Origin of the sequence: Hymenobacter sublimis (assembly GCF_023101345.1) — a bacterium.
Taxonomy (GTDB): domain Bacteria; phylum Bacteroidota; class Bacteroidia; order Cytophagales; family Hymenobacteraceae; genus Hymenobacter; species Hymenobacter sublimis.
In genome coordinates this window covers 4488325-4511527 of record NZ_CP095848.1, presented here as the reverse complement: position 1 = coordinate 4511527, position 23203 = coordinate 4488325, and the positions used below count along the sequence as shown (strand labels likewise).

Below are 23203 nucleotides of genomic sequence, written 5' to 3'. Positions count from 1 at the left end.
CGCTCTCAAAAAGGCCTTCTGCTACTAGCAGAAGGCCTTTTTCGGTTTAGGAGCTTACTGCTTTAACACAAGCCTACCTCCTGCCGTAAGCTCGACACTATGCAGGCGGGCTCCTACGCCTTGTTTCGTTTGGCCCCGTTCTTGCCACTAGTTTCTTGTTCCCATCATTTCACCTACCTATTCAGCCATGAAACTGCTCCCTAAAGTCGCTTTATCGGGCCTGTTGGCTCTTTCATTGTCCGGGCTCACCCATTCGGCCCAGGCTCAGGTTACCATCAACGTGAACCCGCCTTCCTGGGGGCCGGCCGCTCCAGCAGGCACCCAGTACTACTACATTCCGGAAGTAGGCGGCTACTACGACCTGCGCGACCAGCGCTACCTTGTGCAGCGGGACGGCCGCTGGGCTCGGGTAGCTACCGTCAGCGGCTATTCGCCTAGCTCCTTCCACCCCGTGGTTATCGACTACGTAGGCGCTCAGCCCTGGACCCAGATTGGCCGGCACCGGCAGCAGTACCCAGCCAGCCTGCCCCCAGGCCAGGTGAAACGTCTGGAAAGCGGCAAGGGCTTGCCGCCCGGCCAGGCCAAAAAGCTGGGCTATGGTGGTCCCGGCGGCAATGGCAAGAGCCACGGCAAAGGCAAACACTAAGACATCTCAACCCCAGCTACATACTACCCCCAGCTTCCTACTAGAGTAAGCTGGGGGCTTTGTTATAAATTGTGAGTAATCCAGACAGTAGTTTTTTCTTAACATACTCTTACTACCTGGCCGCATCTTTTTATAGTTCAATCCGTTCAGGTCGCTATGCCTACGACCCAACATCTATTTCACCGCGGTCTGCCCCTTGAGCTGCAAGCGCTGATTGGGGAAGGCCGGCGGTGCCTGCTGGTGTACCGCACCCCGGGCACTTCCGCCGAGTTTTGCGTGCGGGGAGTGTTGCTGGGGGTACTGCGGCGTGGTCAGGTTGATTACCTGTGCTTGGCCAACGGGTGCGAGCTGCGTCTTGACTGGTTGATATCCGTAAATGGGCACCGACTAGCCGCTTAGCGCCCCATCTATGGGCGGTGGTTTTTCGTAGGTGAGAAACGCACTTTTTCCACCCTCCAATGTCCAACTCCACGTACCGCCCCATCAGCTGCTCCTTCTACGATGAACTGGAAGCCCGGGCAACCACCGGCCAAGTCTGCAGCCTCACCTACCGCACCCAGCCCGACACGCCTCCTAGCACCTACCACGGCACCATCCAGGATTTATTTATCCGCGACAAAGTGGAATACCTGCGGCTGGCCGATGGCTTTGAGCTGCGCCTGGACGCCCTAGTAGCAGTCGACGATAAAGAGCTGCGCAACTACTGCTAATACTGCTAACCCCGCTACCTTCCAAAGCCCTTGTGCACTGGCGCTTCGCCAGCGAGGAGCTTGTAAACCTAACTCGCGGGCGCTTTCCAGAATACTGGCGGGCTTGCTACCTTGTGCTGAATTCTTACGTTGCCGCGCATGGTTTTTAGCAGTACGCTGTTTCTATTCTATTTTCTACCGGGTTTTCTGCTACTCTATTTCCTGGCTCCAGCCCGGTTTAAGAACGTGGTGGCACTGGTAGCCAGCTTATTATTCTATGCCTGGGGCGGGCTTAACTTCCTCGCCTTATTTCTGGCTTCCGTGGTTATCAACTTCGTGTTGATCCGGTTCATGGACAAGGCCCAGAACTGGCAGAAGCGCATTTACTTGATTCTGAGCATTGTCCTGAACGTGGCCATGCTCTTTTACTTTAAGTACGCTAACTTCTTTCTCGAAAACGTGAGTGCCCTGGGCGAAGCAGCGGGCAGTTCCCCACTCACCTGGGAAAAGGTGGTACTACCTATTGGCATTTCGTTTTTTACCTTCGAAAAGCTCACGTACACCATCGACGTGTACCGTGGCGTGAATAAGCCGCTGCGGAGCTTCTGGGACTTCATGCTCTACATCATGCTGTTTCCCAAAATGATAGCTGGGCCCATTGTCCGTTTTCACGAAATAGCCGATCAGCTGACGGACCGCACCGCCTTTGATACCGTTGATCAAAAGTTGGCTGGCCTGTTCCGCTTCATGATTGGCCTAGCCAAGAAGGTACTGATAGCCAACGTACTGGGCGAACAGGCGGATGCTATTTTTAGCCTGTCGCCCGCTGAGCTGCCGGTAGCTCAGGCCTGGCTCGGGGCCGTAGCGTACACGTTCCAGATTTACTTCGACTTTTCGGGCTACTCCGATATGGCCATCGGGCTGGGGCGACTGATGGGCTTTCAGTTCCCGGAAAACTTCAATAATCCGTACATCTCGCGCAGCATCACCGAGTTTTGGCAGCGCTGGCACATCACGCTGGGTCGCTGGATGCGCGACTACCTCTACATTCCGCTGGGCGGCAACCGCGTGAAGCCGGCCCGGCTCTACGTGAACCTCTGGACGGTGTTTATTTTGTCGGGCTTCTGGCACGGGGCGGCCTGGAACTTCATTGCCTGGGGGGCGTACCACGGCCTGTTTCTGGTTCTAGATCGGCTTTTTTTACTACGGCTTTACCGCAAGCTCGGCGCCCTGAGCATCCTACCCACTTTTGTTATCACGGTAGTAGGCTGGGTGCTGTTTCGGGCCGAGACCCTGGCTGGTGCGCTGGCCTACGTCAGCCGCATGCTGGGCCTGGGAGTCAATATTACCGCAGCTCTGCCCTACTACACCCGCGAGTTCTGGTTTACGCTAGTCCTGGCGGCCGTCTTCTCCTTTATGGCCGCCTTGCCCCGCATTGAGCGCTGGGAAATACGTACGCTGGCGGCGTCTCATTTCTCCGTGCGGGCGGCCGCGGGCATCACGGCGGTAACTGCTTTGTTGCTGCTGCTGAGCATGGGCTACATCGTGGGCAGCTCGTTTAACCCCTTTATCTACTTCCGCTTTTAGCTCTCTTTCGTTAGCCTTCCTTGTAAAGCGCTATTCCTTTTCTGTGACGACGTTGTTCAAGAGACTTCTGCTCGGGCTGCTGGTGCTCCTACTGCTGTTGCCCGCCTTGCAAGCGCGGCTGCGCTTCTATCCGGAAGGGGAGCTGGCGGGCGCTTTCACCCGGGCCCCGCACCCCGAGTTTAGCTGGGAAGGCCTACAAAGCACCGCCTACCAAGAAGCCTTGGGGCGGTACGTAGAAGACCGCCTGGGCTTCCGCACCCTGGCAATCCGGCTGCACAATCAGCTTTCTTTCTCGTTGTTCCGGGTAGCCGGCCTCACCGACCTGACGGTGGGCGAGCACGAAGTATTGTTCCAGCCCGGCCCCATTGCAACCTATGCCGGCCAAGACCTGCTGGACGAGGCCGAAGTACGCTTCCGGGTGCGACGCCTCCGCATAGTGCAGCAGGAACTGGCCCGGCGCGGCGTCAAACTCCTATTCGTGCTGGCGCCTAACAAGGCTCGTTTTCAGCCCGAAGACCTCCCGCTCCGCCTACGGCCCGCTCCCGGCATCCTCACCAACTACGACCTGTTCACGCGGGCCATGCGCGCCGATAGTCTGGCCCTGCTGGATCTGGTGCCCGTATTTGCCCGCTGGAAAACCACTAAGCCCTACCCTCTTTTCCCGCGGGCCGGCACGCACTGGAGCGGGTACGGCGCCACCCTAGCCGCCGACACGCTGCTGCGGCATCTGGAGCAGCTGGGCGGCCTGCGCTTTCCGCAGGTGCGCACTGTAGGCTCGCCCCGCATCATCAGCTCCTCCGACTCGCTTCTAGCTACGGATAATGATCTGGGCTGGCCCCTGAACTTACTGTGGCAGCGCGAGGCAACTCCGCTGGCTTACCGGCGCTTGGCGTTCCTACCCCCGCAAGCCGGCCAAACCCGTCCTTCGGCCTTGTTTATCGGCGACAGTTTCACCTGGGGCCTGATGCAGTTTAGCCCCTACATCCAGCGCGAGTTTTCCGAGGATACCCGCTTCTGGTATTACAACAACGAGGTGCACCTGCCCGACAGCACCTACCACGATACGGGCGAGCGAGTAGCCAAACTCAACCTGCAGCAACAGCTAGAAAGCCGCCGCTTCGTCATCCTCCTGTTCACTGAACACAACCTGAAGGACCGGGAATACGGCTTCACCGACCAAGTGTACCGCCTGTACCATCCGCTTACGGCCACCGACCAGGCAGCTATTGACCAACTCGCGCAGAAGCTAACCCGCGAGGCTTCCTGGGAAGAGCAAACCAAGGACCTCGAAGGCTTTCAGCAACGCATCCGCGCTAAAGCCCAGGACCTCTACGAGCGGCAACTACTGCAATAACCAAGCGTCGCAAAACGGCCAGCACGCAAACGGCAGCCCCATCTGAGGCTGCCGTTTGTCTTATACAAATCCGTGCAATCCGGAAAATCCGGCTACGTCAGTGATTAAAATTCTGCGCTTTTGGGGAAGCGGGGGAAGGGAATGACGTCGCGGATGTTGGCCATGCCGGTAATGAACAGGATGAGGCGCTCGAAGCCCAGGCCGAAGCCGGCGTGGGGAGCGGTGCCGTACTTGCGCAACTCCAGGTACCACCACAGTTCGTGCTCAGGCACGTGCATGGCGGCCATGCGAGCCTGCAGTTTGGTCAGGTCCTCCTCGCGCTGGGAGCCGCCGATGATTTCGCCGATGCCGGGGAACAGCACGTCCATGGCTCGCACGGTTTTGTCGTCGTCGTTGAGCTTCATGTAGAAGGCCTTGATGTCCTTGGGGTAGTCCGTCAGGATAACCGGCTTTTTGAAGTGCTTCTCCACCAGATAGCGCTCATGCTCGCTCTGCAAATCGGTGCCCCAATCCACGGGAAACTCGAACTTCTGCTTGGCAACTTTCAGAATTTCCACGGCCTCGGTGTAGGTAAGGCGCTGGAAATCATTGTCGACCACAAACTGCAGGCGGCTCAGCAACTCCTTGTCGTACTGCTCGTTGAGGAACTGCAGGTCGTCCTGGCAATGCTCCAGGGCGTAGCGCACTAGGCTCTTGAGGAAGTCCTCGGCTAGGTCCATGTTGTCCTGCAGGTCGTTGAAGGCCACTTCGGGCTCAATCATCCAGAACTCAGCCAGATGGCGGGCCGTGTTGGAGTTTTCGGCCCGGAATGTGGGACCGAACGTGTACACCTTGCCCAGGGCCATGGCCGCTACCTCGGCCTCCAGCTGCCCGGAAACCGTGAGGTTGGTTTGCTTACCGAAAAAGTCCTGCTTGTAATCCACCGCCGACCTGTCCTCCGTTAGAGGTGGGTTTTGGTCGGGCAGGGTAGTCACGCGGAACATCTGGCCCGCGCCCTCGGCGTCGGAGCCGGTTACGATGGGCGTATGGACGTAGTAGAAGCCTTTGCTGTTGAAGTAGTTGTGCACGGCAAACGCCATGGCGTGCCGAATGCGCAGCACCGCCCCGAACGTGTTCGTGCGGGGGCGCAAATGGGCAATTTCGCGCAGGAACTCCAGGGAGTGCCCCTTCTTCTGCAGGGGGTAGGTAGTCGTGTCGGCCGAGCCGTACACCGTAATTTCCGAAGCTTGAATTTCTACGGTTTGGCCTTTGCCCTGCGAGGCTACCAGCTTACCGCGTACCTGCACCGCGGCCCCGTTTTCTACCCCGTCCGCCTTTAGCTTTTCCTCCGGAAACTGCTCGGCATTAGCCACCACCTGAATGGAATTAAAGCCGGAGCCGTCATTCACGGCAATGAACTGCACGTATTTGTTGCCGCGGCGGGTGCGTACCCAGCCTTTCACCAGCACTTCACGGTCCAGGTCGGTGCTGCGGAGCAGCTCCTGCACGCTGGTTTTTCGGAGGTCGGACATCGGGAGGTTGTTCTTCTGAAAAGGTAAATCACTAAGAACGGCAAAGGTAGAAGTTTTCAGGGGCGCGAAAACCGCTATTTGTTGATCAGAACAAAGCGCAGCCCCTCTCCTGCCCGAAACCGCCAGCCGCCGGCGCCCTACCCCTGGTACGGCAGCGGCACTTTGCGTCGTCCAAGCCAACAAGGAAAGCCAACATTTTCGCCCCAACTCCAGTACAGAAAGGGCTATATTTGGCCTAACCACCCCGTTTCCAAACCGGCGGGGCGTACGCGTTTTTGGAGTATGCAACGACTGGACATGAAACAGCTTCTCTCGCAGAAGCTGAGCCCCCAACAGATTCAATTTATTAAGCTCCTGCAAATCCCGACGGCAGAGCTAGAGGCCCGCATCAAGGAAGAGCTGGAAGTGAATCCGGCCCTGGAAGAAGGCGACGAGCCCGAAGATGAGTTTGAGGACCAGGACCGTGACGACTCCAGCGACTCGGACGAGGACTTCGACAACGACCCCGACGCGGAGTTTGATAACCCGGATAATACCCTCGACGAGGATTTTGACAGCGGCCAGAGCGAAGAGCAACCCGAAATAGAGCTGCCTACCAAGGAGGAGCCCGCCGATAACAAGGAATCAGCGGACAACGACGACCTGGACCTAAGCGACTACCTTCACGACGACGAAATAGCGGGCTACAAGATGCAGGGCGATGGCCCGGGCGAGGACGAGGACGACCGGGAAATGCCCCTGGCCGATACCAGCGGCTCCCTGATGGACAACCTGCTGGACCAACTAGGCTTTGCCAACCTCGACGAGAAACAGGAAGCCATTGGCCGCCAGCTGATTGGCTCTATCGACGGGGACGGCTACATCCGCCGCGACTTGTCGGCCATTGCCAACGACCTGGCATTTTCCCAGAACATCGAGGCCACGGTGCCGGAAATTGAGGGCGTGCTGCACGTTATCCAGTCGTTTGACCCGCCCGGCATTGGGGCCCGCGACCTGCAGGAGTGTTTGCTGCTGCAGCTGGAGCGCCGCCCCCAGGACGAGGCCACGGAGCACGCCGAGCAAATCCTGAACGAAACCTTCGACGAATTTACCAAGAAGCACTATCCCCGCATTCAGCAGAAGCTGGACCTGGAAGACGACGAGCTTAAGGAAGCCATTGCCCTGATTCTCAAGCTCAACCCCAAGCCCGGCGGTACCGGACCAGTGGGCATGGGCAAGGTGCAGTACATCATCCCCGACTTCATTCTGACCCACGACAACGGGCAGTTCAACCTGACTTTGAACTCGCGCAACGCCCCCGACCTGCGCGTGTCGCCGGCCTACACGGATATGTTCCGGGCTTACGACAAGGCCTCGAAGAAGGACAAGAAGATGAAGGAAGCCGTGACCTTCGTGAAGCAGAAGCTGGATTCGGCCAAGTGGTTTATTGACGCCATTCGGCAGCGCCAGAACACCCTGCTGCGCACCATGGACGCCATTGTGCGCTACCAAAGCGAGTTCTTCGCCGAGGGCGACGAGAGCAAGCTCCGCCCCATGATTCTGAAGGACATAGCCCAGGAAATTGGCATGGACATCAGCACCGTGAGCCGAGTCGCCAACTCCAAATCGGTCCAGACCGAATTCGGCATTTATCCACTCAAGTACTTCTTCTCCGAAGGCATTGCCACCGACTCGGGCGAGGATGCCTCCAGCCGGGAAGTAAAGCACATCCTGAAGGAAATCATTGAGGGCGAGCAGAAAAACAAGCCCCTCTCCGATGACAAGCTGGAGAAAATGCTCAACGCCCGTGGCTACAACATTGCCCGCCGCACGGTGGCCAAGTACCGCGAGCAGCTGAACATTCCGGTGGCCCGCCTGCGGAAGGAACTGTAAGCCGCCTGCCGTCCGGCAAACCAAACGAGCCCCTGTTAGCGTAGCTACGGGGCTCGTTTGGTTTTACGGGGTAGCTGGGCCGCTGCCCTGTAACCGCCGGCCATTGTACCTTCGTTTGCTTCTGCCCTAGCTCTGCCTATTCGTGACGCGTGGTTTTGCCACGGCCCTGTCGGCGGTGTTTCATCCGCTGCTGGTGCCGTTTTACCTGTTCTACATCGTCTGCTACCAGCTGCCGGAGGTAGTGATGCTGCCGCCCCTGCCCGACCGGTGGCTGGTGCTGGCCGTGGTGTGGGGCTTCACGTTTGTGCTACCCTCCCTAGGCACAGTGGTACTCATTAAGTTTGGGCTGGTTGATTCCTTGCAGATGCCCGAGCGGGAACAGCGGGCGTGGCCTTTGCTGCTGGCTGCCAGCAGCTTCGGGGCAGCGGCTTGGCTGCTGCACCGGCCGGGCCTGTTCGATCCGCTGCTACCCCGCATGATGACCGGCATGACGGTAGCCGTGCTGCTTACCTTCCTGATTACGCTACGCTGGAAGATATCGGCCCACGGCGTGGGTATGGGCGGGGCCGCCGGGCTGCTGGCAGTGCTGCACCTGAGTGGGGCCGACGGTGGGCCTACTGCGTGGTGGCTGGCTGGTACTATTCTGGCGGCCGGGGCCGTGGGTAGCGCCCGGCTGGCTCTCAATGCCCACACCGAAGCCCAGGTGTGGGCTGGCCTAGCCTTGGGGGCCGGGCTGGTGCTGGGCGTAAGTGCGGGGCTGGCCTTGGGCTAGCCCAGAATCATTCCTATCTTTCCTATACCAACCGGCATTCTCCCTGGTCGGCCCTACTACCTTACCAGCCACTGGTCAGCGCCTTTGGGGTTGCTGCCTGATTCCGCCGATTTTTATGTCTTCCTCTGATTCAACTATTGACGCGGGTACTCTGGCTGAGCAGTTGGCCCAGGAGCGGCGGGAACGGCTGGCGGCCGAGCGGCAGGTGCAGTCATTGCGCCGCCACCTAACGGCTACCCAACGGGTTGTCGGCCGCCTGACGGGCAGCATCACCCGTCTCACCCAGAACCTGCGGGTAGCGGTGCTGGTGGCCCACCAGAATGGCAAAGTAGTGCTGCTAAATCAGGAGTTCTGCGACTTGTTCGGGCTGGAAGACGCCTCGCCGGGCATGCAGGAGCAGCCCGCGGAGCCCTTGCTGGAAGCCCTGATTAACCAGGCAGCCCGGCCCGAGGCTATGCACCAGCGCCTGGAGGCCATGCGCGCCGTTAATCAGCGGGTACTGGGCGAAGACCTGGAACTGGCCGACAGCACGGTGCTAGAAATGGACTTTATTCCGCTCAGCGGCCAGGATGACCTAGTGCCGGCGGGCTACATGCTTTCCTTCCGCGACGTAACCCAGGCTCGTCGCGCCGAGCAGTACCTGAATTCCCTGTCGCGGATTCCGGGCCAGAACCCCAACCCCGTGCTGCGCCTACACGCCAACGGGCGCGTGCTGTACGCCAACCCCGCCGCCGAAGAGCTGCGACAAGAGTACATGGACCCGCGGGAGGAACCGGCCTTCTCGCAGAACCTATACCAAGCAGCTACCCAGGCCCTGGCGGCGGGCGTGCCTACCCAGGCCGAAATTGGCTTTGCCGACCACTGCTTTCAACTGGCCATTGTACCCTTCGTGCACGACCAGTACGTGAACCTCTACTTCACTGATATTACCCAGGTAAAGGATGCCGAAAAGCGCCTGGTGGAGCAGCAGGAGTTCTACGAAACGGTCCTTAACCAGCTGCCCGCCGACGTGGCCGTTCTCGATGCCGAGCAACGGTACCGCTTCGTGAACCCCTCGGCCATCCGGGATGCGGCACTACGCGAATGGATTATCGGGCACAACGACTTTGAGTACTTTGAGTACCGGCAGCGCCCCCTGGAGCTAGCTTACCAACGGCGAGCTATTTTCGAGCGGGCCATTCAGCAGCGCGGGGCCATGGCCTGGGAAGAAACCCTGGATACGCCTGAGGGCCAGCGCTTATCGTTGCGCCATATGCAGCCCGTCTTTGGCCCGGAAGGAGAATTGCGCATGGTCATCGGCTACGGGCTTGACATCACGGAGCGCCACGAAGCCGAGGAAAAAGTACGGCGTAGCGAGGCCCGCCTGCAGGAGCAGCAAAACTTTGTGCAGCAGGTAGTTAATACCACTCCTATTATTATTTGGGTGTGCGATGCGGACGGAAAAACGCAGTTTTCTAACCAGGCCTTCGAGGACCTGATGCGCACCGGCCGCCACCGCGTTACCAGCTCAGCCAGCCCCGAAGACCCGGTGGCTACCGAGAATTGGGCTCACGAGCAGAGCATCCGGCAAGTGCTGAAAACGGGCCAGGAAATAGCCTACGAAAGCTCCTTTACCCAGCTCAGTGGAGCGGTTCGGTGGTTCCAAACCGTTATTCGGCCCCTGCCCCGGGCCGATGGCAGCCTGAACGTCATGGGCGTGAGCACCGACATCACGGAGATAAAGCAGGCCGGCACCACCCTGGAGCGCACGGCCAAGCAGTACCGCGACCTGATGCACTACTCCCAGGCCCTGATCTGCACCCATGACCTGGAGGGCGTGCTGCTGTCCGTGAATCCGGCGGCGGCTCAGCTGGTGGGCGTGGTGCCGGAGCTGCTAGTGGGCCGCACCCTGCACCACGTGCTAAAGCCCGAGCTGCACCCCAACCTGGAACTGTACCTGGAGCAGGCCCGCCAGCAGCAGGAACTCATGGGCCTAATGACCTTGCACGGCGCCGACGGCCGCCCCCACCACCTGATTTACAACAATTATCGTGTAGAGGAGCCCGGCGAGCTGCCCTACGTTATTGCCTACGGCCAAGAAATAACTGAGCGAATTCAGGCCGAGCAGGAGTTGCTGCGCGCCAAGGAGGAAGCCGAGAATACGGCGCGAGCCAAGGAAAACTTCCTGGCCAACATGAGCCACGAAATTCGTACGCCCATTAACGGCATCCTGGGTATGGCTGGGCTGCTGGCCAAAACCCCACTCGACCCCGCCCAGCAGGAGCACCTGCGCATTCTGCGCAACTCGGGCCGCCACCTGCTCACCGTTATCAACGACGTGCTGGACGTGGCCAAAATTGAGGCCGGCAAGCTGGAGTTGGAGCAGTTGGCCTTCGATATCAACCAGTCGATTCAGGATGCGGTGCAGAGCCTGGCGTTTCGGGCCGAGGAAAAGGGCATTGGCTTCCGGCTGGAGCTGCTGCCGCTACCGCACCCCGTCGTTATCGGCGACCCGGGCCGCATCAATCAGATCCTGCTTAACCTGCTCAGCAACGCCGTAAAGTTCACAACCCGCGGCGAGGTAGCCCTTACCTCCCGCCTGCTGCACGAAACCCCGGCGGAGCTAACCCTGGAGTTTGAAGTGCGGGATACGGGCATCGGTATTTCGCCAGACAAGCAGGACACCATTTTCGAGAGTTTTTCGCAGGCCTACGCCGATATTTCGCGCCGCTTTGGCGGTACGGGCCTGGGCCTGACCATCAGCCGCAGCCTGGTGCAGCAGCTAGGCGGGCAGATGCGGGTGGAAAGCGAACTGGACAAAGGCAGCTCGTTTTTCCTGTCCCTGACCTTGCCTCGCGCCCAGCACGCCCTGCCCGAGCCCACCCGCCTACCCCCGCCCGACTACGGCAAGCTGCGTGGCAAACGTGTGCTGCTGGTAGAAGACCACCCAGTAAACCAGCAGTTAGCCACGCTGATTCTGGAAGGCTGGGAAGTGGAAACCCACGTGGCCTCCGATGGCAACGAAGCCCTGGACCAGTTGGAGGCTCGCCTCTACGATGTGGTGCTCATGGACATTCAGATGCCCGGCATGAGCGGCCTCGACGTAACCCACCGCCTGCGCCAGCACCCCGACCGGCTGCGCGCCTCTACCCCCGTTATTGCCCTCACAGCCAACGTAATGCGCTCCGACAACGAGACGTACCGGGCCGCCGGGCTAGACTACCTTTCGAAGCCTTTCGAAGAGGACGATTTATTCCGTAAGCTGGAAATTAACCTGCGGCCCGTTTCGGTGGCGGTGCTGGAAGAGCAGCCGGCGCCCCCTGCGGCGGCCGCACCGGTACTGGCCGAATCCGCAACCGAGACGCCATCAGAAGTTACGGCCCCGCTGTTTGACCTCACCCGCCTGCGCGATACGGCCCACGGCAGCACCATTTTCATGCAGAAAATAGTCGGCTCCTTCCGGACCCACACGCCGGCTGCCGTAACCCAACTGCGGGAGGCCGGGGCCGCCGCCAATTGGCCGGCCGTGGGTGCCGTAGTGCACAAGCTGCGGCCGTCTTTGCAGTTGCTGGGCATTGAGGCCGCCCAGGAGCTAGTAGCCACGCTGGAGCCGCTGTCTAGGCCCAACGCGCCTGTCCTGGCTACCCCTGAGCTGCTCCCAGGCCTTGCTGAGCAACTTGCGGATTTGCTGGAAGTCGCCGTGGAGCAGCTCGGCAACGCCCATATAGAGTAAGAAATAGTACTGCTTAAAAGCGTCAAGCGGGCTACTTTTCCAACTGTTGTGGGAAAGTAGCCCGCTTGACGCTTTCAGGTTCAGAAGGGAAGCCGAAAAGTATTAAATACGGTTCAGCTTGCGGAAAAAGGCTTCCTGATAGGATTTTCCAATGGGTACGTGGTGCCCGCCCGGTACTACGGCGGCCCCGTCCTCAATGGCCTCAATCCGGCGCATGTTCAGGATGTAGGAGCGGTGCACGCGCACGAAGTGGTCGAAGGGCAGCCGAGCATCCAGGGCCTTCATGGTGGTGTACACAATGTACTTCTGCTTGTCCGTGACGATAATAACGTAGTCCGAGAGGGCTTCAATGTAGAGCACCTCGTCGAAGTTAATACGCACCATCTTGTTGTTGACCTTCACGAACAAGTCGTTGTCGGGGGGCGTGGGAGCGGCTACGGGGCTGACAGCGGCGGGCACCGGGGCAGTGTGCTGCTGCAGAGCCCGCTGCACGGCCCGGCTGAAGCGGGCGTAATCAAAGGGCTTCACCAGGTAGTCGGTCACGCGCAGGTCAAAGGCATCAACGGCGAAGTCCTCGTGGGCCGTTGTCAGGATGACGATGGGCGGATCGGAGAGCACGCGCAGCAAATCCAGGCCGTTAAGCTGGGGCATCTGAATGTCAAGAAAGAGCACATCGACCCGATTACCGGCCCGGAAGTAGTTTAGGCCCTGCAACGCATCGTCCAGAGAAGTAACGAGTTGCAGCGAATCGGTGAGGGAAATGTAGTGCTCCAGCGTCAGCCGATTGATTTCTTCGTCATCAATAATAGCACAGGTCAGAACGGGGGCAGTAGCCATAAGGAGCGGGGAAAGGAAACCAGAGCGTGTACCACCTCCCTACCCATTGACACGCAAGATGTACCTGTCAGACAAGCGGTTCGGTGCTGTTTTGAATAGCTAAACTACTCTACTTCGAGTAGTCAATCAAATTAATTGTATTTCTTCTGTCCTATTATCTCATTCTTGGACACACCAGGAGTTAGGTAAGGGGCAAAAGAGCCTTTAGAAGCCGTTGTACCGGTTCAGCTTGTCCAACCTACTACCGTATTTTCCCGGATTGGGCTGCCCCTACCAACGAATTGTCCAATGATTTGGATTGCCGGCAGGGAGTCAGAATCCTGTGTTTATTCAATCTCATGCTAGCGGCGCTCCATCTCCGCCGCCACCAAAGCCTGCACCTCGGGCCGCTGGTAGTCCTCTTCTGACTGAATATGGGGCATGAGCCGCTGCATGATCTGCTCCTGTTGCTGGCCGTTGGCCCAGGCCTCGGCGTAAGGCAGGTGGGAAAAGGTTACCTGCGAGTACAGCGGTAGCCACTTGCTGGGATACTGGGCGGAAATTTTGCTCTCGATTTTTTTCTGGAGCAGAAACCGCGGGTCGGCCACCCGGTCGCGCATCTCCTCGAAATTGTACACGGCTAGGTCGGCCATGGCGTCGGCGTTGGGCTTGCGCACCTGCTGAAACTCCTGAAAAATGGCGTTCCAGTCGTGGCCATGCCGGGCGAGCAGTTCGTGCAGCACGGTGCAGTCTTCGAAGCCGGCATTCATGCCTTGCCCATAAAACGGCACAATGGCGTGGGCCGCATCGCCCAGCAGCAGTACGTCATCGTGGTAGGTCCAGGGGTAGCAGCGCACAGTTACCAGGGAACTGGTTGGGTTGTCGAAGAATTCGGTTTCCAACTCCGGCATCAGCGGCACGGCATCAGGAAATTCTTGCTCGAAAAAGGCGCGCACCTGCGCGGGCGTTTGCAAGGCAGCAAAGGAAGCGGGGCCTTCAAACGGGAAAAACAGCGTGCAGTTAAACGAGCCGTCAAGGTTGGGCAGGGCAATCATCATGTACTGCCCGCGGGGCCAGATGTGCAGGGCGTGCTTTTCTAGGGCCCAGCTGCCCCCGGGCGCCGCCGCAATGGTCAGCTCCTTGTAGCCGTAGTCGAGGTAGTGCTGGGAGTAGTTGAAGCGGTCCGTGCGCTGCAGGGCGGCCCGCACGGCCGAGTAGGCGCCGTCGACCCCAAACAGACGACGAAAAGAAACGGTCCGGCTCTGGTTTAGCTCCGTATCGAGTACATCCATGGTTTGCTGGCGTAAGTCAACGCGCTGGCACTGCTGGTTAAAGGCCACCCGAATGCGCGGGTTCTGCTCTACTAGGTCCAACATGCGGCGGTTGAGGCCCGCCCGCGACACCGAATAGATTGATTGGCCTTCCTGCCCGTAGGGCTGGTACGTGAGCTGGCCCTGCACGCTGTGCATGATGCGCCCGTGCATGGCCACCGCCACATCCCGCACCGACTCGGCAATGCCTACCCCTTCCAGGGCCCGCCACCCCCGGTCGGAAAGGGCCAGGTTAATGGAGCGAGCCTCCACGGGCCCGGCCCGCCGGATGTCGGGCCGCCGCTCGAACATCTCCACCGAGTGCCCGTGCTGGGCCAGATAAAGCGCCAGCAGAGAGCCGACCAAGCCGCCGCCCATTACGGTAAGGGTTTCAGTTTCAGGGGCAGTAGATGCAAATTCGGCCATGGGGCGCACAGGAGTAAGCGGAACAGGAAGGAGCGGATAGACAAACGAAAGTAACCGATTCTGCTGGTATCGATTGGCCGAGAATCCAAGGGGGTTGAACGGGCAGAATACCAGGGTTGAACGGGAGAGGGAAAATCGGGGCCGGCAAGCTCGCTTCCTTTGAATTATTAAACGATTTAATATTCATTAACACGGACACCATGCCAGCCAAACCTGCTACCTCTCGCCTGTTGACTGGGGCAGTCTGCTACCATCATCGGCCGGCAACGCCCCGCTACATTCGCCTGGTCCGAAACGCGGCTGCGCGCACCGGCACCGAGCCCGGCGGTGTTGGCCCCCGCAAGCCACTCACCCGCTCCGTAGATACTACCCCACAAAAGCCACCGGTGTTGCGCCTCGGCGACTATGCCATTGGCGACGAGGACTGCCCTTTTCTGTACGGCCCAACTGATTTACGGTACTAAGCTTAGAATCAGGCTTTAATCAGGCCTCATTAAAGTGGGGTATAACAATGCTGGAATACAATTGTGCAAAAACAACAACTACAAGGTTATCAATTCATTACCATAGGATATTCTCTCCCCACCCGATACATTTGTAGCCCTTTCTGAGTAGGAAGGGCTTTTTTCATTTTTGTAATTTTTCTTGATATGGGAAAACCTTACCGTTTTCTACTTCTTATTTTGGGAATACTACTGGGGGCAACCCCAGCAGCTTTTGCGCAGGAATTGGGGACTGTGGCTGGTTTGGTACAGGACCAGGCCGGGGAACCGATGCCCGGAGCAACGATATTTATTCGGGGTACTTTTGTTGGCACCAGCACAAACCGGGAAGGCAAGTTTTTGCTGCGCACCGACTTTAACCAGGGCCCCGTGGTGCTGTCTGTTTCATTTGTGGGCTACGAAAGCCGGGAGGTAACCCTACCCCAGCCCGACAACGCGGTAGTTGTGCAGCTTAAGGTGAACCCCACCCAAACCAACGAGGTAATTGCCTCTGCCTCACGGGTAGAGGAAGGCATTTTGCAGGCGCCCGTGACGGTAGAGAAAGTAACCTCCCAGCAGATCCTGCGGCTGCCGCCGCCCGATGTGCAGGTGGGCCTTAACCAGTTCAAGGGCATCGACGTGAACAGCACCAGCATGCTGATGAACTCCCTGAGCACCCGGGGCTTCAACTCGGCCAAGTCGGAGCGCCTGATTCAGCTGACAGATTATTTCGATACCCAGTCGCCTTCGCTGAACATCAACGCCGGTAACCTCACGGGCCTGCCCGAGCTGGACATTGAAAGCATCGAAATCATTCACGGTCCGGCATCGGCTCTGTACGGCGCCAACGCTTTTAACGGGGTGTTGCTGCAAAACTCCAAAGACCCCTTCGTAAGTGAGGGGCTGAGCCTGCGGGTACGGGGTGGTGAGCGGAGCTTCTTTGACGGACAGCTGCGCTACGCCAAGAAAATCGGAGATAAGCTGGCGTTTAAAATTACGGGCGCCTACCTCACAGCCAACGACTGGCTGGCCAGCAACTACGCCGCCACCAGCACCCGGGTGCAGCAAAACAACAACGCCCAGGGCTCTACGCTGGGCTACGACGCCGTGAACCGCTACGGCGACGTGGGTGTCACGTATGGTCCCACTGGCGGACTGCTGAACGGTCGGACCGCTTTTATGCCGGGCTTCGAGGAGAAAATTCTGGTGGGCGACGACAACAAGGCTACGTCGCTGAAAATACATCCTTCGCTTTCCTACCTGCTTACCAGCACCATCAAAGCGACCGTGGGGGTGAACTACAACCGAGGCGATGCTAGCTACCAGAGCACCAGCCGCTACCGGCTCAAGGACTTCGGCACCAACCAGTACCACGGCGAGGTAAAGGGCGAGCGGTGGTTTGTGCGGGGCCAGTCGGTGCAGGACTTTGGCGGCACTACCTACGATTTGAGCTTCCTGGGGCTCTTTATCCAGAACTCCCCGGTACCCGGCCTACTCGACGCCAACGGCAAGCCCGTTACGTACGCTCAGCGTTATTTCAGCGAGTATGCCAGGGTATACAACACGGCCCGCCTGCGCGATGGTAAAGCTGATGCCGATGCCCAAGCCCTAGCGCTGGCCGCCGCCCAGCCCTTGCAGCTTTCGCCCGCCAGTGCTGAGTTTACGGCCCTGCGCGAGCAAATTGTGCAGGATGCTACCCCTGGCCGCGGCGCGCGCATCAACCCCAGCTCCCTGCTCAACGAAGGCAACGCACAGTACAACGTCAACTTAGGCGAAACCACCGACCTAATTGTGGGGGCCGCCTACCGCAAGTTCCGCCTGGGCTCCCAAGGCAACCTCTACTCCGACGTGGATGGCCGGATTCAGAACCACGAGGTAGGCGGTTACGCGCAATTCACGATAAAGCTGCTGGACGAGCGCCTGAAGCTGGCCCTAGCCGGCCGCCTAGACGCCTTCAAGAACTTTAAGCCAGCGTTTTCGCCCCGGGCTTCGGCCGTGTACTCGGCCGGCAACCAGCGCCAACATAACTTCCGCGCCAGCTACGGCCGCGCCTTCCGCTCCCCCACCCAGCTCGATCAGTACATCCGCCTAGACCTGGGCCCAGTGCTACTGCTGGGTAACGTTGGTAATGGTTTCCAGGGCTACAGCCTCACCAATGGTCAGGCCGTGAACGTGGCAGCTCTGGAACTGGAGCGCCTGAGCAGCTATGAGGTAGGTTACAAAGGTGCCTTGAGCGAGAAGCTGGTGCTGGACGTGAACTACTACCGCAACTACTACAACGACTTTATTGGGGCGCAGCGCTTTGTGGGCAGCGCCGATGGCAGCCGTCCTGCCACGCCGGCTGCCGGCCGCATGCTGCAGGTATGGACCAACGCCAACCAGGAGGTACGCACCCAGGGTGCTGCCGTGGGCCTAAACTACGCCTTCGCGCCCTTCCTGAACGTAGCGGCCAACTACTCCCTCAACGTGCAGGACCGCAGCGACGTGCAGGACGCGGAGTTCCAGACCTACTTTAACACGCCCAAGCACAAGTACAATGTGGGCGCTAACGGCATTGTTGTTTCGCACCTGAGCTACGCCCTGAACTACCGGTGGGCCCAGGGCCACGAATACGGCCTACCCTTCGCCGTGGGTCAGCTCTCCGATTACAGCTCCATGGATGCCTACTTGGGCTACAGCTTCTCTAAAATGGGCCTCACGCTGCAGGGTGGCGCCTCTAACCTGCTCAATGCCAACAACATTCAAGTATACGGCGGCCCTCAAATTGGGCGGTTGGTGTACGTAGGCGTACAGCTGGATATCAAATAAGATCTGCCATACGCAACGCAAAAAGCGCGGCCTTCCGGGTAGGAAGACCGCGCTTTTTGCGTTGGCTTACGGGACTTGGCTGCTACCTCACTTCCTCGCTGCCTGCTCGTGCGGTTAGGTAAGAAGACAAGACGATACATCATCACCTTACTGCCTCCCTATTTCACCGCCACCTGCCGAAACGTAAGGTTCAGCCGAGGGCCGACCGGGCGGGTGGTTTTCGGCAGGGCGTGCAGCCAGTGCTGTTGGGTGGGGCCGCGCATAAGTAGCAGGCTACCCGACGTGAGCGGGATACTCAGGGGCGCGTGCGGCGTGTGCTGGGGATGGCGGGGCTTAAGTCGAAAAGTGCGGGTAGCGCCCAGCGTGACGGAGGCAATAACGGGTTCGGGGCCAAGCTCCGGCTCATCGTCGGCGTGCCAGCCCATACTGTCTTGGCCAGTACGGTAAAGATTGAGCAGCACGCTATTAAAGGAAGCGCCGGCGGCAGCTTCTACCCGCTGGCGCAGGTTACGTAGCGCCGGGCTCCAGGGCTGGGGTTGTAGCTGCAAGCCGGAGTACTGGTAGGCGGCGCCCGGGTCGCCGTGCCAGGCCGTGAGCCGGGGCTGCAGCACCTCGCGGCCGAAAAGCCTAATAGTTTCGTGCCGCCAGGGGGTGGTATTCGTTAGCTCCGTCAGCAAGGCGTTTGCCTGCGCTAGGGGTAGGAAAGCCGGATCAAAAAGTAAATCGGCGGCGGGCAGCGGAATAGAGGTTAACCCGTGCTTCACGCCTTACTACAGGGTAGGATTCAGGCCAAAGCGCACGTACAGAATGGCGTAAACCAGCGTAATCAGACCGCATACCAGCAGCGCCCCGCCCCACGGACGGCTTCGGTACGGCGTCAGCCCGATGTAGCGGGGCCAGAAAACCACGTTATATAAGACGATGGCCACAATGTTAAACACCGAGCCCAGCCACATGTATTGGTTGCCATATTGCTGCTGCAGCCACTGCAACGCAAAGTGAGTGCCCGCCACGTAAGCCACCACAAAGCCAATCACCAGCCACGATTTTCCGAAGCGGCGCAGGGCCCGCAGGTTCAGAGCCAGCAGCACGCCGCCGGCCGCCATGCTGAACAACACGGAAAAAATGGTGATGGTGCTGGGCGAATACAGGGCCGGACCAGTTTCTTCGGCTTCCTCGGGGTAGTCGCCGCGCATGCGCCGCCGGGCCAGCTCGTTCTCGGCTTCCCGCTCCCGGGCTGCCTGCTCCCGCTCGTTGGTTACCTGCTGGCTAACCTGCAATTCCTGAATGATGGAGGCCGCGCCCGGTTCGGGCATACCGCGCTGGGCCAGCTCCTCCAGGGCGGCCAGCACGGCTTCCTCCCGATACTGGTAGCGGTTTGCCACGTAGTCGCGCAGCTCGGCGTCGGTTTTACGGCTCATTTTCGCCGCGAAGTCTTCGGCCATGATTGGGTAGTGCTTAATTCAGAAACTAGAACAGCTGGAAAGCTTTTCCCTCTACGGATAACAACGCCTACCAGTGAAAAACTTCCCCGCCGGCACCAAATTGTGTTATTAGTTGCGGCCGGCCCACTCGGCCAGCACCACCCCTACCCGGTACACATCCTCGAAGGTATTGTAGAGCGGCACGGGCGCCAGCCGAATCACGTTGGGCTCCCGCCAGTCGCCGATAACGCCTACGGCCATCAGGTGCTCAAATAGGTCGCGGCCGCCCTGGTGTACTAGCAAGGAAAGCTGACAACCGCGCTGGGCAGGGTCCTGGGGGGTAATGATTTCGAGGCGGGTTTTGGGTAAGTTGAGGCGGGTGATGAGAAACTCTAGGTAGCCCGTCAGCAGCTCGCTTTTGCGGCGCAGAGCCTCCATGCCACCAGCGGCTTCGTGAATGGCTAGGGCCGCTTCGTGCACGGCCATCGTCAGGATGGCCCCGTTGGAAAGCTGCCAGCCGGCTGCCCCACGCATGGGCCGGAAGCCCTTTTTCATCTTGAAGCGCTCCTTCTCATCGTAGCCCCACCAGCCAGCCAGGCGCACCAGCTCGGGCTGGTCGGCAAACCGCTCGTGCACAAACGCCCCGGACACGCCCCCGGGGCCGGAGTTCAGGTACTTATAGGAACACCAGCAGGCGAAATCCACGTCCCAGTCGTGCAGGTGCAGCGGGATGTTGCCAGCGGCGTGGGCCAGGTCGAAGCCCACCATAGCCCCCACGGCGTGGCCGGCCCGGGTAATGGCAGCCATGTCGTACACCTGACCGGTGTAGTAGTTGATGCCGCCCATGAGCACGGTAGCCAGCGAATCGCCCAGCTCCTCGATTTTGGCCAGAATGTCCTCGGTACGCAGGGTATGCTCGCCGGGGCGGGGCGTTAGCTCCACCAGGGCTTCGTCGGGGTCGAGGCCGCGCATGCGCACCTGAGTTTCCAGGGCGTATTGGTCGGAGGGAAAAGCGCCGCCTTCCATCAGCACCTTGTAGCGGGTAGCCGTGGGCTGGTAGAAGGATATCAGCAGCAGGTGCAGGTTGGTAGTAAGGTTGTTCATCACGACCACCTCCACGGGCTTGGCCCCCACAATGCGAGCCGAAGCGGCCTCCAGGCGCTGATGAAAGTGCATCCAGGGCGTTTCGCCCTTGAAGTGCCCTTCCACGGCCAGCTGCTGCCAGTTCTGAAACTGTTGCTCGGCGGCGGCGCGGGCCGTACGCGGCTGCAGGCCCAGGGAGTTGCCACAGAAATACAGGCACTCCTCCCCGTTGGGCGCGGGCGGAATCAGAAACTGCTGACGAAAATCGCGCAACGGGTCCTGCGCATCAAGTTGGCGGGCAAAGTCGAGGGTGGGTTCGAAGGTCATCGGCAGTAAAGATACCAGCGGTGAAGTTGTGAAGTGGTGAAATTGTGAGTAGGTGCCAATGGCGAGCAGTGCGACACCATCCGTCCTGAAACAGGACAAGCCCTCGACGCAACTATACATCAAGGGCTTGTCACTTTACTACGCTGGTTACATAGAGTGGACAGGTGGCTTCGTCGTGCCTCCTCGCCATAACAACTCAGTCAATAACTCGCTAAATCACTCAACCAACTCACCGCTTAAAGCGTGAGGCTTCCAGACCCAGCCAGTCCAGGGCGTTCTGGCCCAGCATGCGAGCTTTCACATCGTTGGGGTAAGGCAAGGAGCGAATCAGCTCACCCGGCACGGCTTCGCCCAGGGGGAAAGGGTAGTCGGTGCCGAGCGTGATTTTGTCGGGTCCGATGGTTTGGGCCAGGTAGTCGAGCAGACGCGGGTCGTGGACCAGGGAATCGACCCAGAAGCGGCCGAGGTAGTGGCTCGGGTGTACTGGGTTGTCGACAGCGCACAAGTCGGGGCGCACCTCGAAGCCGTGGCCGATGCGCCCAATGGTGGTGGCGAAAGTGCCACCGCCGTGGGCCACGGCCACCCGTAGGCGCGGCAGCCGCTCCAGCACGCCCCCAAAAATCAGGGAGCAGAGGGCGCGGGTACTTTCGGCAGGCATGCCCACCAGCCAGGGCAGCCAGTACTTGGGCATCTGCTGCTGGCCCATCATGTCCCAGGGATGAATAAACACGCAGGCGCCCAACTCCTCAGCGGCCTGAAACACCGGGAATAGCTCCGGGTCATCCAGGTTCCAGTCGTTAACGTGGGAGCCGATCTGTACGCCGGCCAGCCCAATTTTCATGCAGCGCTCCAGTTCTCGCACGGCTAGGTCGGGAGCCTGCATCGGTAGGGTACCCAGCCCCACGAAGCGGGTAGGGTAGCGCCGCACTACGTCGGCAATGTGGTCATTGAGCAGCTGGCTCAGGTCCAGCGTATCAAGGGGGCGGGCCCAGTAGCTAAACATGACGGGCACGGTGCTAAGCACTTGTACTTGAGTACCCAACTGGTCGTACTCGCGCAGGCGCACCTCGGGGTCCCAGCAGTTATCCTGTACTTCGCGGAAAAACCGGTCGTCCTGCATCATGCGGGCGCAGCAAGGCCGGTGGTGTTCCAGCCGAATAAAGCCGCCGTACCCATACCGCTCCCGCAGGTCAGGCCACCGCTCGGGCAGAATATGGGTGTGGATGTCTATTGTTAATGAGGAATGAGGAATGAGGAGAGAAGAATTCTGCTGCGGGTTCATAGCTAGTGGCGCTGGGCAAGCGGGTTCAGGATGGTTCGGTATCCTGTTCTTTCTCCTTTTTGATGCGGGTGGTGTTCAGAATGGCACGTAGAATACGACAGAGTTCTTCGCAATCCGTTTGAATGCTGGTAAACGCTGCGGGGGTCAGTGTATTAGTGGCTGCTAATAACTTCAACCAATAGTTTGTTTCGCGGGCTTCTTTATAAGCAATGCTGATTTTATGGGAGAAATCAGCTTTAGAAATGCCACCAATGGCTTCCTCTACGTTGGCCCCAATAGAGGTACCAGAACGCAGTAATTGCTTAATCAAGACATATTCGTGCTGATCGGTCCGCAAATGCCTGCACAGCCGCACGATTCTAACAGCAAAAGCAAACGACTTGGCGGCCACTACATTCTCCGCCTCCATAGGTAGTTAGCGTTTACAGCAAGCTTATTCTTCATTCTTCATTACAGAGCCGGGCGCTTCCATGTAGGTGCCGCATACCGGGCAAGTGCGCAGCGCATCGGAGGCCCAGAAGCGGTTCATGATGGGCGGCAGCTGGGCCACGATGTCGGTGATTTCAGCGAATTCTTCGTGGAGCTTGTGGCCGCAATTTTCGCAGTACCACTGGAAGCCATCCAGCTCGCCGGGGGTGCGGTAGCGCTCCAGCACCAGCCCCACGGAGCCGGCCGGGCGGCGCGGGGAGTGGGGCACGCCGGCGGGCAGCAGGAACATGCTGCCGGCTTTAATTTCGATGTCGACGGGCTGACCGTCTTCAATGATTTTCACCACTATGTCGCCCTCCAGCTGCAGAAACAGCTCCTCGCCCTCGTCCACGTGGTAGTCTTTGCGGGCGTTAGGGCCACCCACTACCATCACAATGAAATCCTTGTTATCCTTGAATACCTGCTGGTTACCAACGGGCGGCTTGAGTAGGTGGCGGTGCTGCTCAATCCACTGCTGAAAGTTGAAGGGCCGAATCATAAGGCAAAGCGCTGGGGTGAAGACGTAGGGGGGCAACGGGTGCGTCACGGCAAATAACGACATTCCCGCGTATCGGGACTACCGACTTTGCCCGCATATTTGGCACGCATCCTCATTCTTTCCTTTATTCCCTTA

At 59.3% G+C, this 23203-nt stretch carries 19 protein-coding genes; 10 read left to right on the top strand and 9 right to left on the bottom strand.

Annotated features, from left to right (window positions below):
• The first annotated feature begins 187 nt into the window (after positions 1-187).
• From MWH26_RS18895 to MWH26_RS18875, 5 genes are all read left to right on the top strand, one after another.
• A complete protein-coding gene (locus tag MWH26_RS18895) occupies positions 188-646 on the top strand; it encodes a hypothetical protein (RefSeq protein ID WP_247975483.1) in 459 nt (152 codons plus the stop codon).
• A 156-nt stretch (positions 647-802) separates the two neighbouring features.
• On the top strand, positions 803-1045 hold the full coding sequence (locus MWH26_RS18890; RefSeq protein WP_244694437.1) for a hypothetical protein: 243 nt from the start codon (positions 803-805) through the stop codon (positions 1043-1045).
• Positions 1046-1104: 59 nt separating this feature from the next.
• Positions 1105-1356 carry a hypothetical protein gene (locus MWH26_RS18885; protein ID WP_244694436.1) on the top strand — a complete coding sequence of 84 codons (252 nt, stop codon included), beginning with the start codon at positions 1105-1107 and terminating at the stop codon, positions 1354-1356.
• Positions 1357-1494: 138 nt separating this feature from the next.
• Positions 1495-2922, top strand: coding sequence for an MBOAT family O-acyltransferase (locus tag MWH26_RS18880; RefSeq protein WP_247975482.1), 1428 nt, complete (start codon positions 1495-1497; stop codon positions 2920-2922).
• Between the two features lie 52 nt (positions 2923-2974).
• Positions 2975-4276, top strand: a complete 1302-nt coding sequence (locus tag MWH26_RS18875; protein WP_247975481.1) for an alginate O-acetyltransferase AlgX-related protein — start codon at positions 2975-2977, stop codon at positions 4274-4276.
• Between the two features lie 104 nt (positions 4277-4380).
• On the opposite strand, the gene asnS is transcribed toward MWH26_RS18875, so the two are convergent.
• A complete protein-coding gene (asnS, locus tag MWH26_RS18870; RefSeq protein ID WP_247975480.1) occupies positions 4381-5787 on the bottom strand; it encodes an asparagine--tRNA ligase in 1407 nt (468 codons plus the stop codon).
• Positions 5788-6069: 282 nt separating this feature from the next.
• Between asnS and rpoN the strand changes: the two genes are divergently transcribed.
• The 3 genes from rpoN (at position 6070) to MWH26_RS18855 (ending at position 12143) form a co-directional block, all read left to right on the top strand.
• Positions 6070-7659 (top strand): RNA polymerase factor sigma-54, encoded by a 1590-nt coding sequence (gene rpoN, locus MWH26_RS18865; protein WP_244694429.1) that lies wholly within the window; start codon positions 6070-6072, stop codon positions 7657-7659.
• Positions 7660-7801: 142 nt separating this feature from the next.
• Positions 7802-8431 carry a hypothetical protein gene (locus MWH26_RS18860; protein WP_247975478.1) on the top strand — a complete coding sequence of 210 codons (630 nt, stop codon included), beginning with the start codon at positions 7802-7804 and terminating at the stop codon, positions 8429-8431.
• 115 nt (positions 8432-8546) lie between these two features.
• Positions 8547-12143: a PAS domain S-box protein gene (locus tag MWH26_RS18855; protein ID WP_247975477.1), complete on the top strand. Its 3597-nt coding sequence runs from the start codon at positions 8547-8549 to the stop codon at positions 12141-12143.
• 102 nt (positions 12144-12245) lie between these two features.
• On the opposite strand, the gene MWH26_RS18850 is transcribed toward MWH26_RS18855, so the two are convergent.
• Both MWH26_RS18850 and MWH26_RS18845 read right to left on the bottom strand, forming a co-directional pair.
• Positions 12246-12980: a LytR/AlgR family response regulator transcription factor gene (locus tag MWH26_RS18850; RefSeq protein ID WP_247975476.1), complete on the bottom strand. Its 735-nt coding sequence runs from the start codon at positions 12978-12980 to the stop codon at positions 12246-12248.
• Between the two features lie 341 nt (positions 12981-13321).
• Positions 13322-14695: an FAD-dependent oxidoreductase gene (locus tag MWH26_RS18845; protein WP_247975475.1), complete on the bottom strand. Its 1374-nt coding sequence runs from the start codon at positions 14693-14695 to the stop codon at positions 13322-13324.
• Positions 14696-14895: 200 nt separating this feature from the next.
• Here MWH26_RS18845 and MWH26_RS18840 point away from each other — a divergent pair, with 200 nt between their 5' ends.
• Positions 14896-15159, top strand: a complete 264-nt coding sequence (locus tag MWH26_RS18840) for a hypothetical protein (RefSeq protein ID WP_247975474.1) — start codon at positions 14896-14898, stop codon at positions 15157-15159.
• 219 nt (positions 15160-15378) lie between these two features.
• Entirely contained in the window at positions 15379-17985 is a 2607-nt protein-coding gene (locus MWH26_RS18835; RefSeq protein WP_247975473.1) for a TonB-dependent receptor, read from the top strand.
• A gap of 158 nt (positions 17986-18143) precedes the next feature.
• Here the strand turns inward: MWH26_RS18835 and MWH26_RS18830 are convergent, their stop codons facing one another.
• The 6 genes from MWH26_RS18830 to MWH26_RS18805 all read right to left on the bottom strand — a co-directional run bounded on the left by MWH26_RS18830 (position 18144) and on the right by MWH26_RS18805 (position 23068).
• Entirely contained in the window at positions 18144-18749 is a 606-nt protein-coding gene (locus tag MWH26_RS18830) for an alpha-ketoglutarate-dependent dioxygenase AlkB family protein (protein ID WP_247975472.1), read from the bottom strand.
• A gap of 6 nt (positions 18750-18755) precedes the next feature.
• Positions 18756-19430 (bottom strand): hypothetical protein, encoded by a 675-nt coding sequence (locus MWH26_RS18825; protein WP_244694419.1) that lies wholly within the window; start codon positions 19428-19430, stop codon positions 18756-18758.
• Positions 19431-19538: 108 nt separating this feature from the next.
• Positions 19539-20819 (bottom strand): kynureninase, encoded by a 1281-nt coding sequence (gene kynU, locus MWH26_RS18820; protein WP_244694418.1) that lies wholly within the window; start codon positions 20817-20819, stop codon positions 19539-19541.
• Between the two features lie 229 nt (positions 20820-21048).
• Positions 21049-22101, bottom strand: a complete 1053-nt coding sequence (locus MWH26_RS18815; RefSeq protein WP_247975471.1) for an amidohydrolase family protein — start codon at positions 22099-22101, stop codon at positions 21049-21051.
• 25 nt (positions 22102-22126) lie between these two features.
• On the bottom strand, positions 22127-22510 hold the full coding sequence (locus MWH26_RS18810) for a four helix bundle protein (RefSeq protein ID WP_244694416.1): 384 nt from the start codon (positions 22508-22510) through the stop codon (positions 22127-22129).
• A gap of 24 nt (positions 22511-22534) precedes the next feature.
• Positions 22535-23068 carry a 3-hydroxyanthranilate 3,4-dioxygenase gene (locus tag MWH26_RS18805; RefSeq protein ID WP_247975470.1) on the bottom strand — a complete coding sequence of 178 codons (534 nt, stop codon included), beginning with the start codon at positions 23066-23068 and terminating at the stop codon, positions 22535-22537.
• Between the last annotated feature and the right edge of the window lie 135 nt (positions 23069-23203).

Coding starts and splice junctions, on each gene's coding strand:
- MWH26_RS18895 (WP_247975483.1), top strand. CDS start 188: ATGAAACTGCTCCCTAAAGTCGCTTTATCGGGCCTGTTGGCTCTTTCA.
- MWH26_RS18890 (WP_244694437.1), top strand. CDS start 803: ATGCCTACGACCCAACATCTATTTCACCGCGGTCTGCCCCTTGAGCTG.
- MWH26_RS18885 (WP_244694436.1), top strand. CDS start 1,105: ATGTCCAACTCCACGTACCGCCCCATCAGCTGCTCCTTCTACGATGAA.
- MWH26_RS18880 (WP_247975482.1), top strand. CDS start 1,495: ATGGTTTTTAGCAGTACGCTGTTTCTATTCTATTTTCTACCGGGTTTT.
- asnS (WP_247975480.1), bottom strand. CDS start 5,787: ATGTCCGACCTCCGAAAAACCAGCGTGCAGGAGCTGCTCCGCAGCACC.
- rpoN (WP_244694429.1), top strand. CDS start 6,070: ATGCAACGACTGGACATGAAACAGCTTCTCTCGCAGAAGCTGAGCCCC.
- MWH26_RS18855 (WP_247975477.1), top strand. CDS start 8,547: ATGTCTTCCTCTGATTCAACTATTGACGCGGGTACTCTGGCTGAGCAG.
- MWH26_RS18850 (WP_247975476.1), bottom strand. CDS start 12,980: ATGGCTACTGCCCCCGTTCTGACCTGTGCTATTATTGATGACGAAGAA.
- MWH26_RS18845 (WP_247975475.1), bottom strand. CDS start 14,695: ATGGCCGAATTTGCATCTACTGCCCCTGAAACTGAAACCCTTACCGTA.
- MWH26_RS18840 (WP_247975474.1), top strand. CDS start 14,896: ATGCCAGCCAAACCTGCTACCTCTCGCCTGTTGACTGGGGCAGTCTGC.
- MWH26_RS18825 (WP_244694419.1), bottom strand. CDS start 19,430: ATGGCCGAAGACTTCGCGGCGAAAATGAGCCGTAAAACCGACGCCGAG.
- kynU (WP_244694418.1), bottom strand. CDS start 20,819: ATGACCTTCGAACCCACCCTCGACTTTGCCCGCCAACTTGATGCGCAG.
- MWH26_RS18815 (WP_247975471.1), bottom strand. CDS start 22,101: ATGAACCCGCAGCAGAATTCTTCTCTCCTCATTCCTCATTCCTCATTA.
- MWH26_RS18810 (WP_244694416.1), bottom strand. CDS start 22,510: ATGGAGGCGGAGAATGTAGTGGCCGCCAAGTCGTTTGCTTTTGCTGTT.
- MWH26_RS18805 (WP_247975470.1), bottom strand. CDS start 23,068: ATGATTCGGCCCTTCAACTTTCAGCAGTGGATTGAGCAGCACCGCCAC.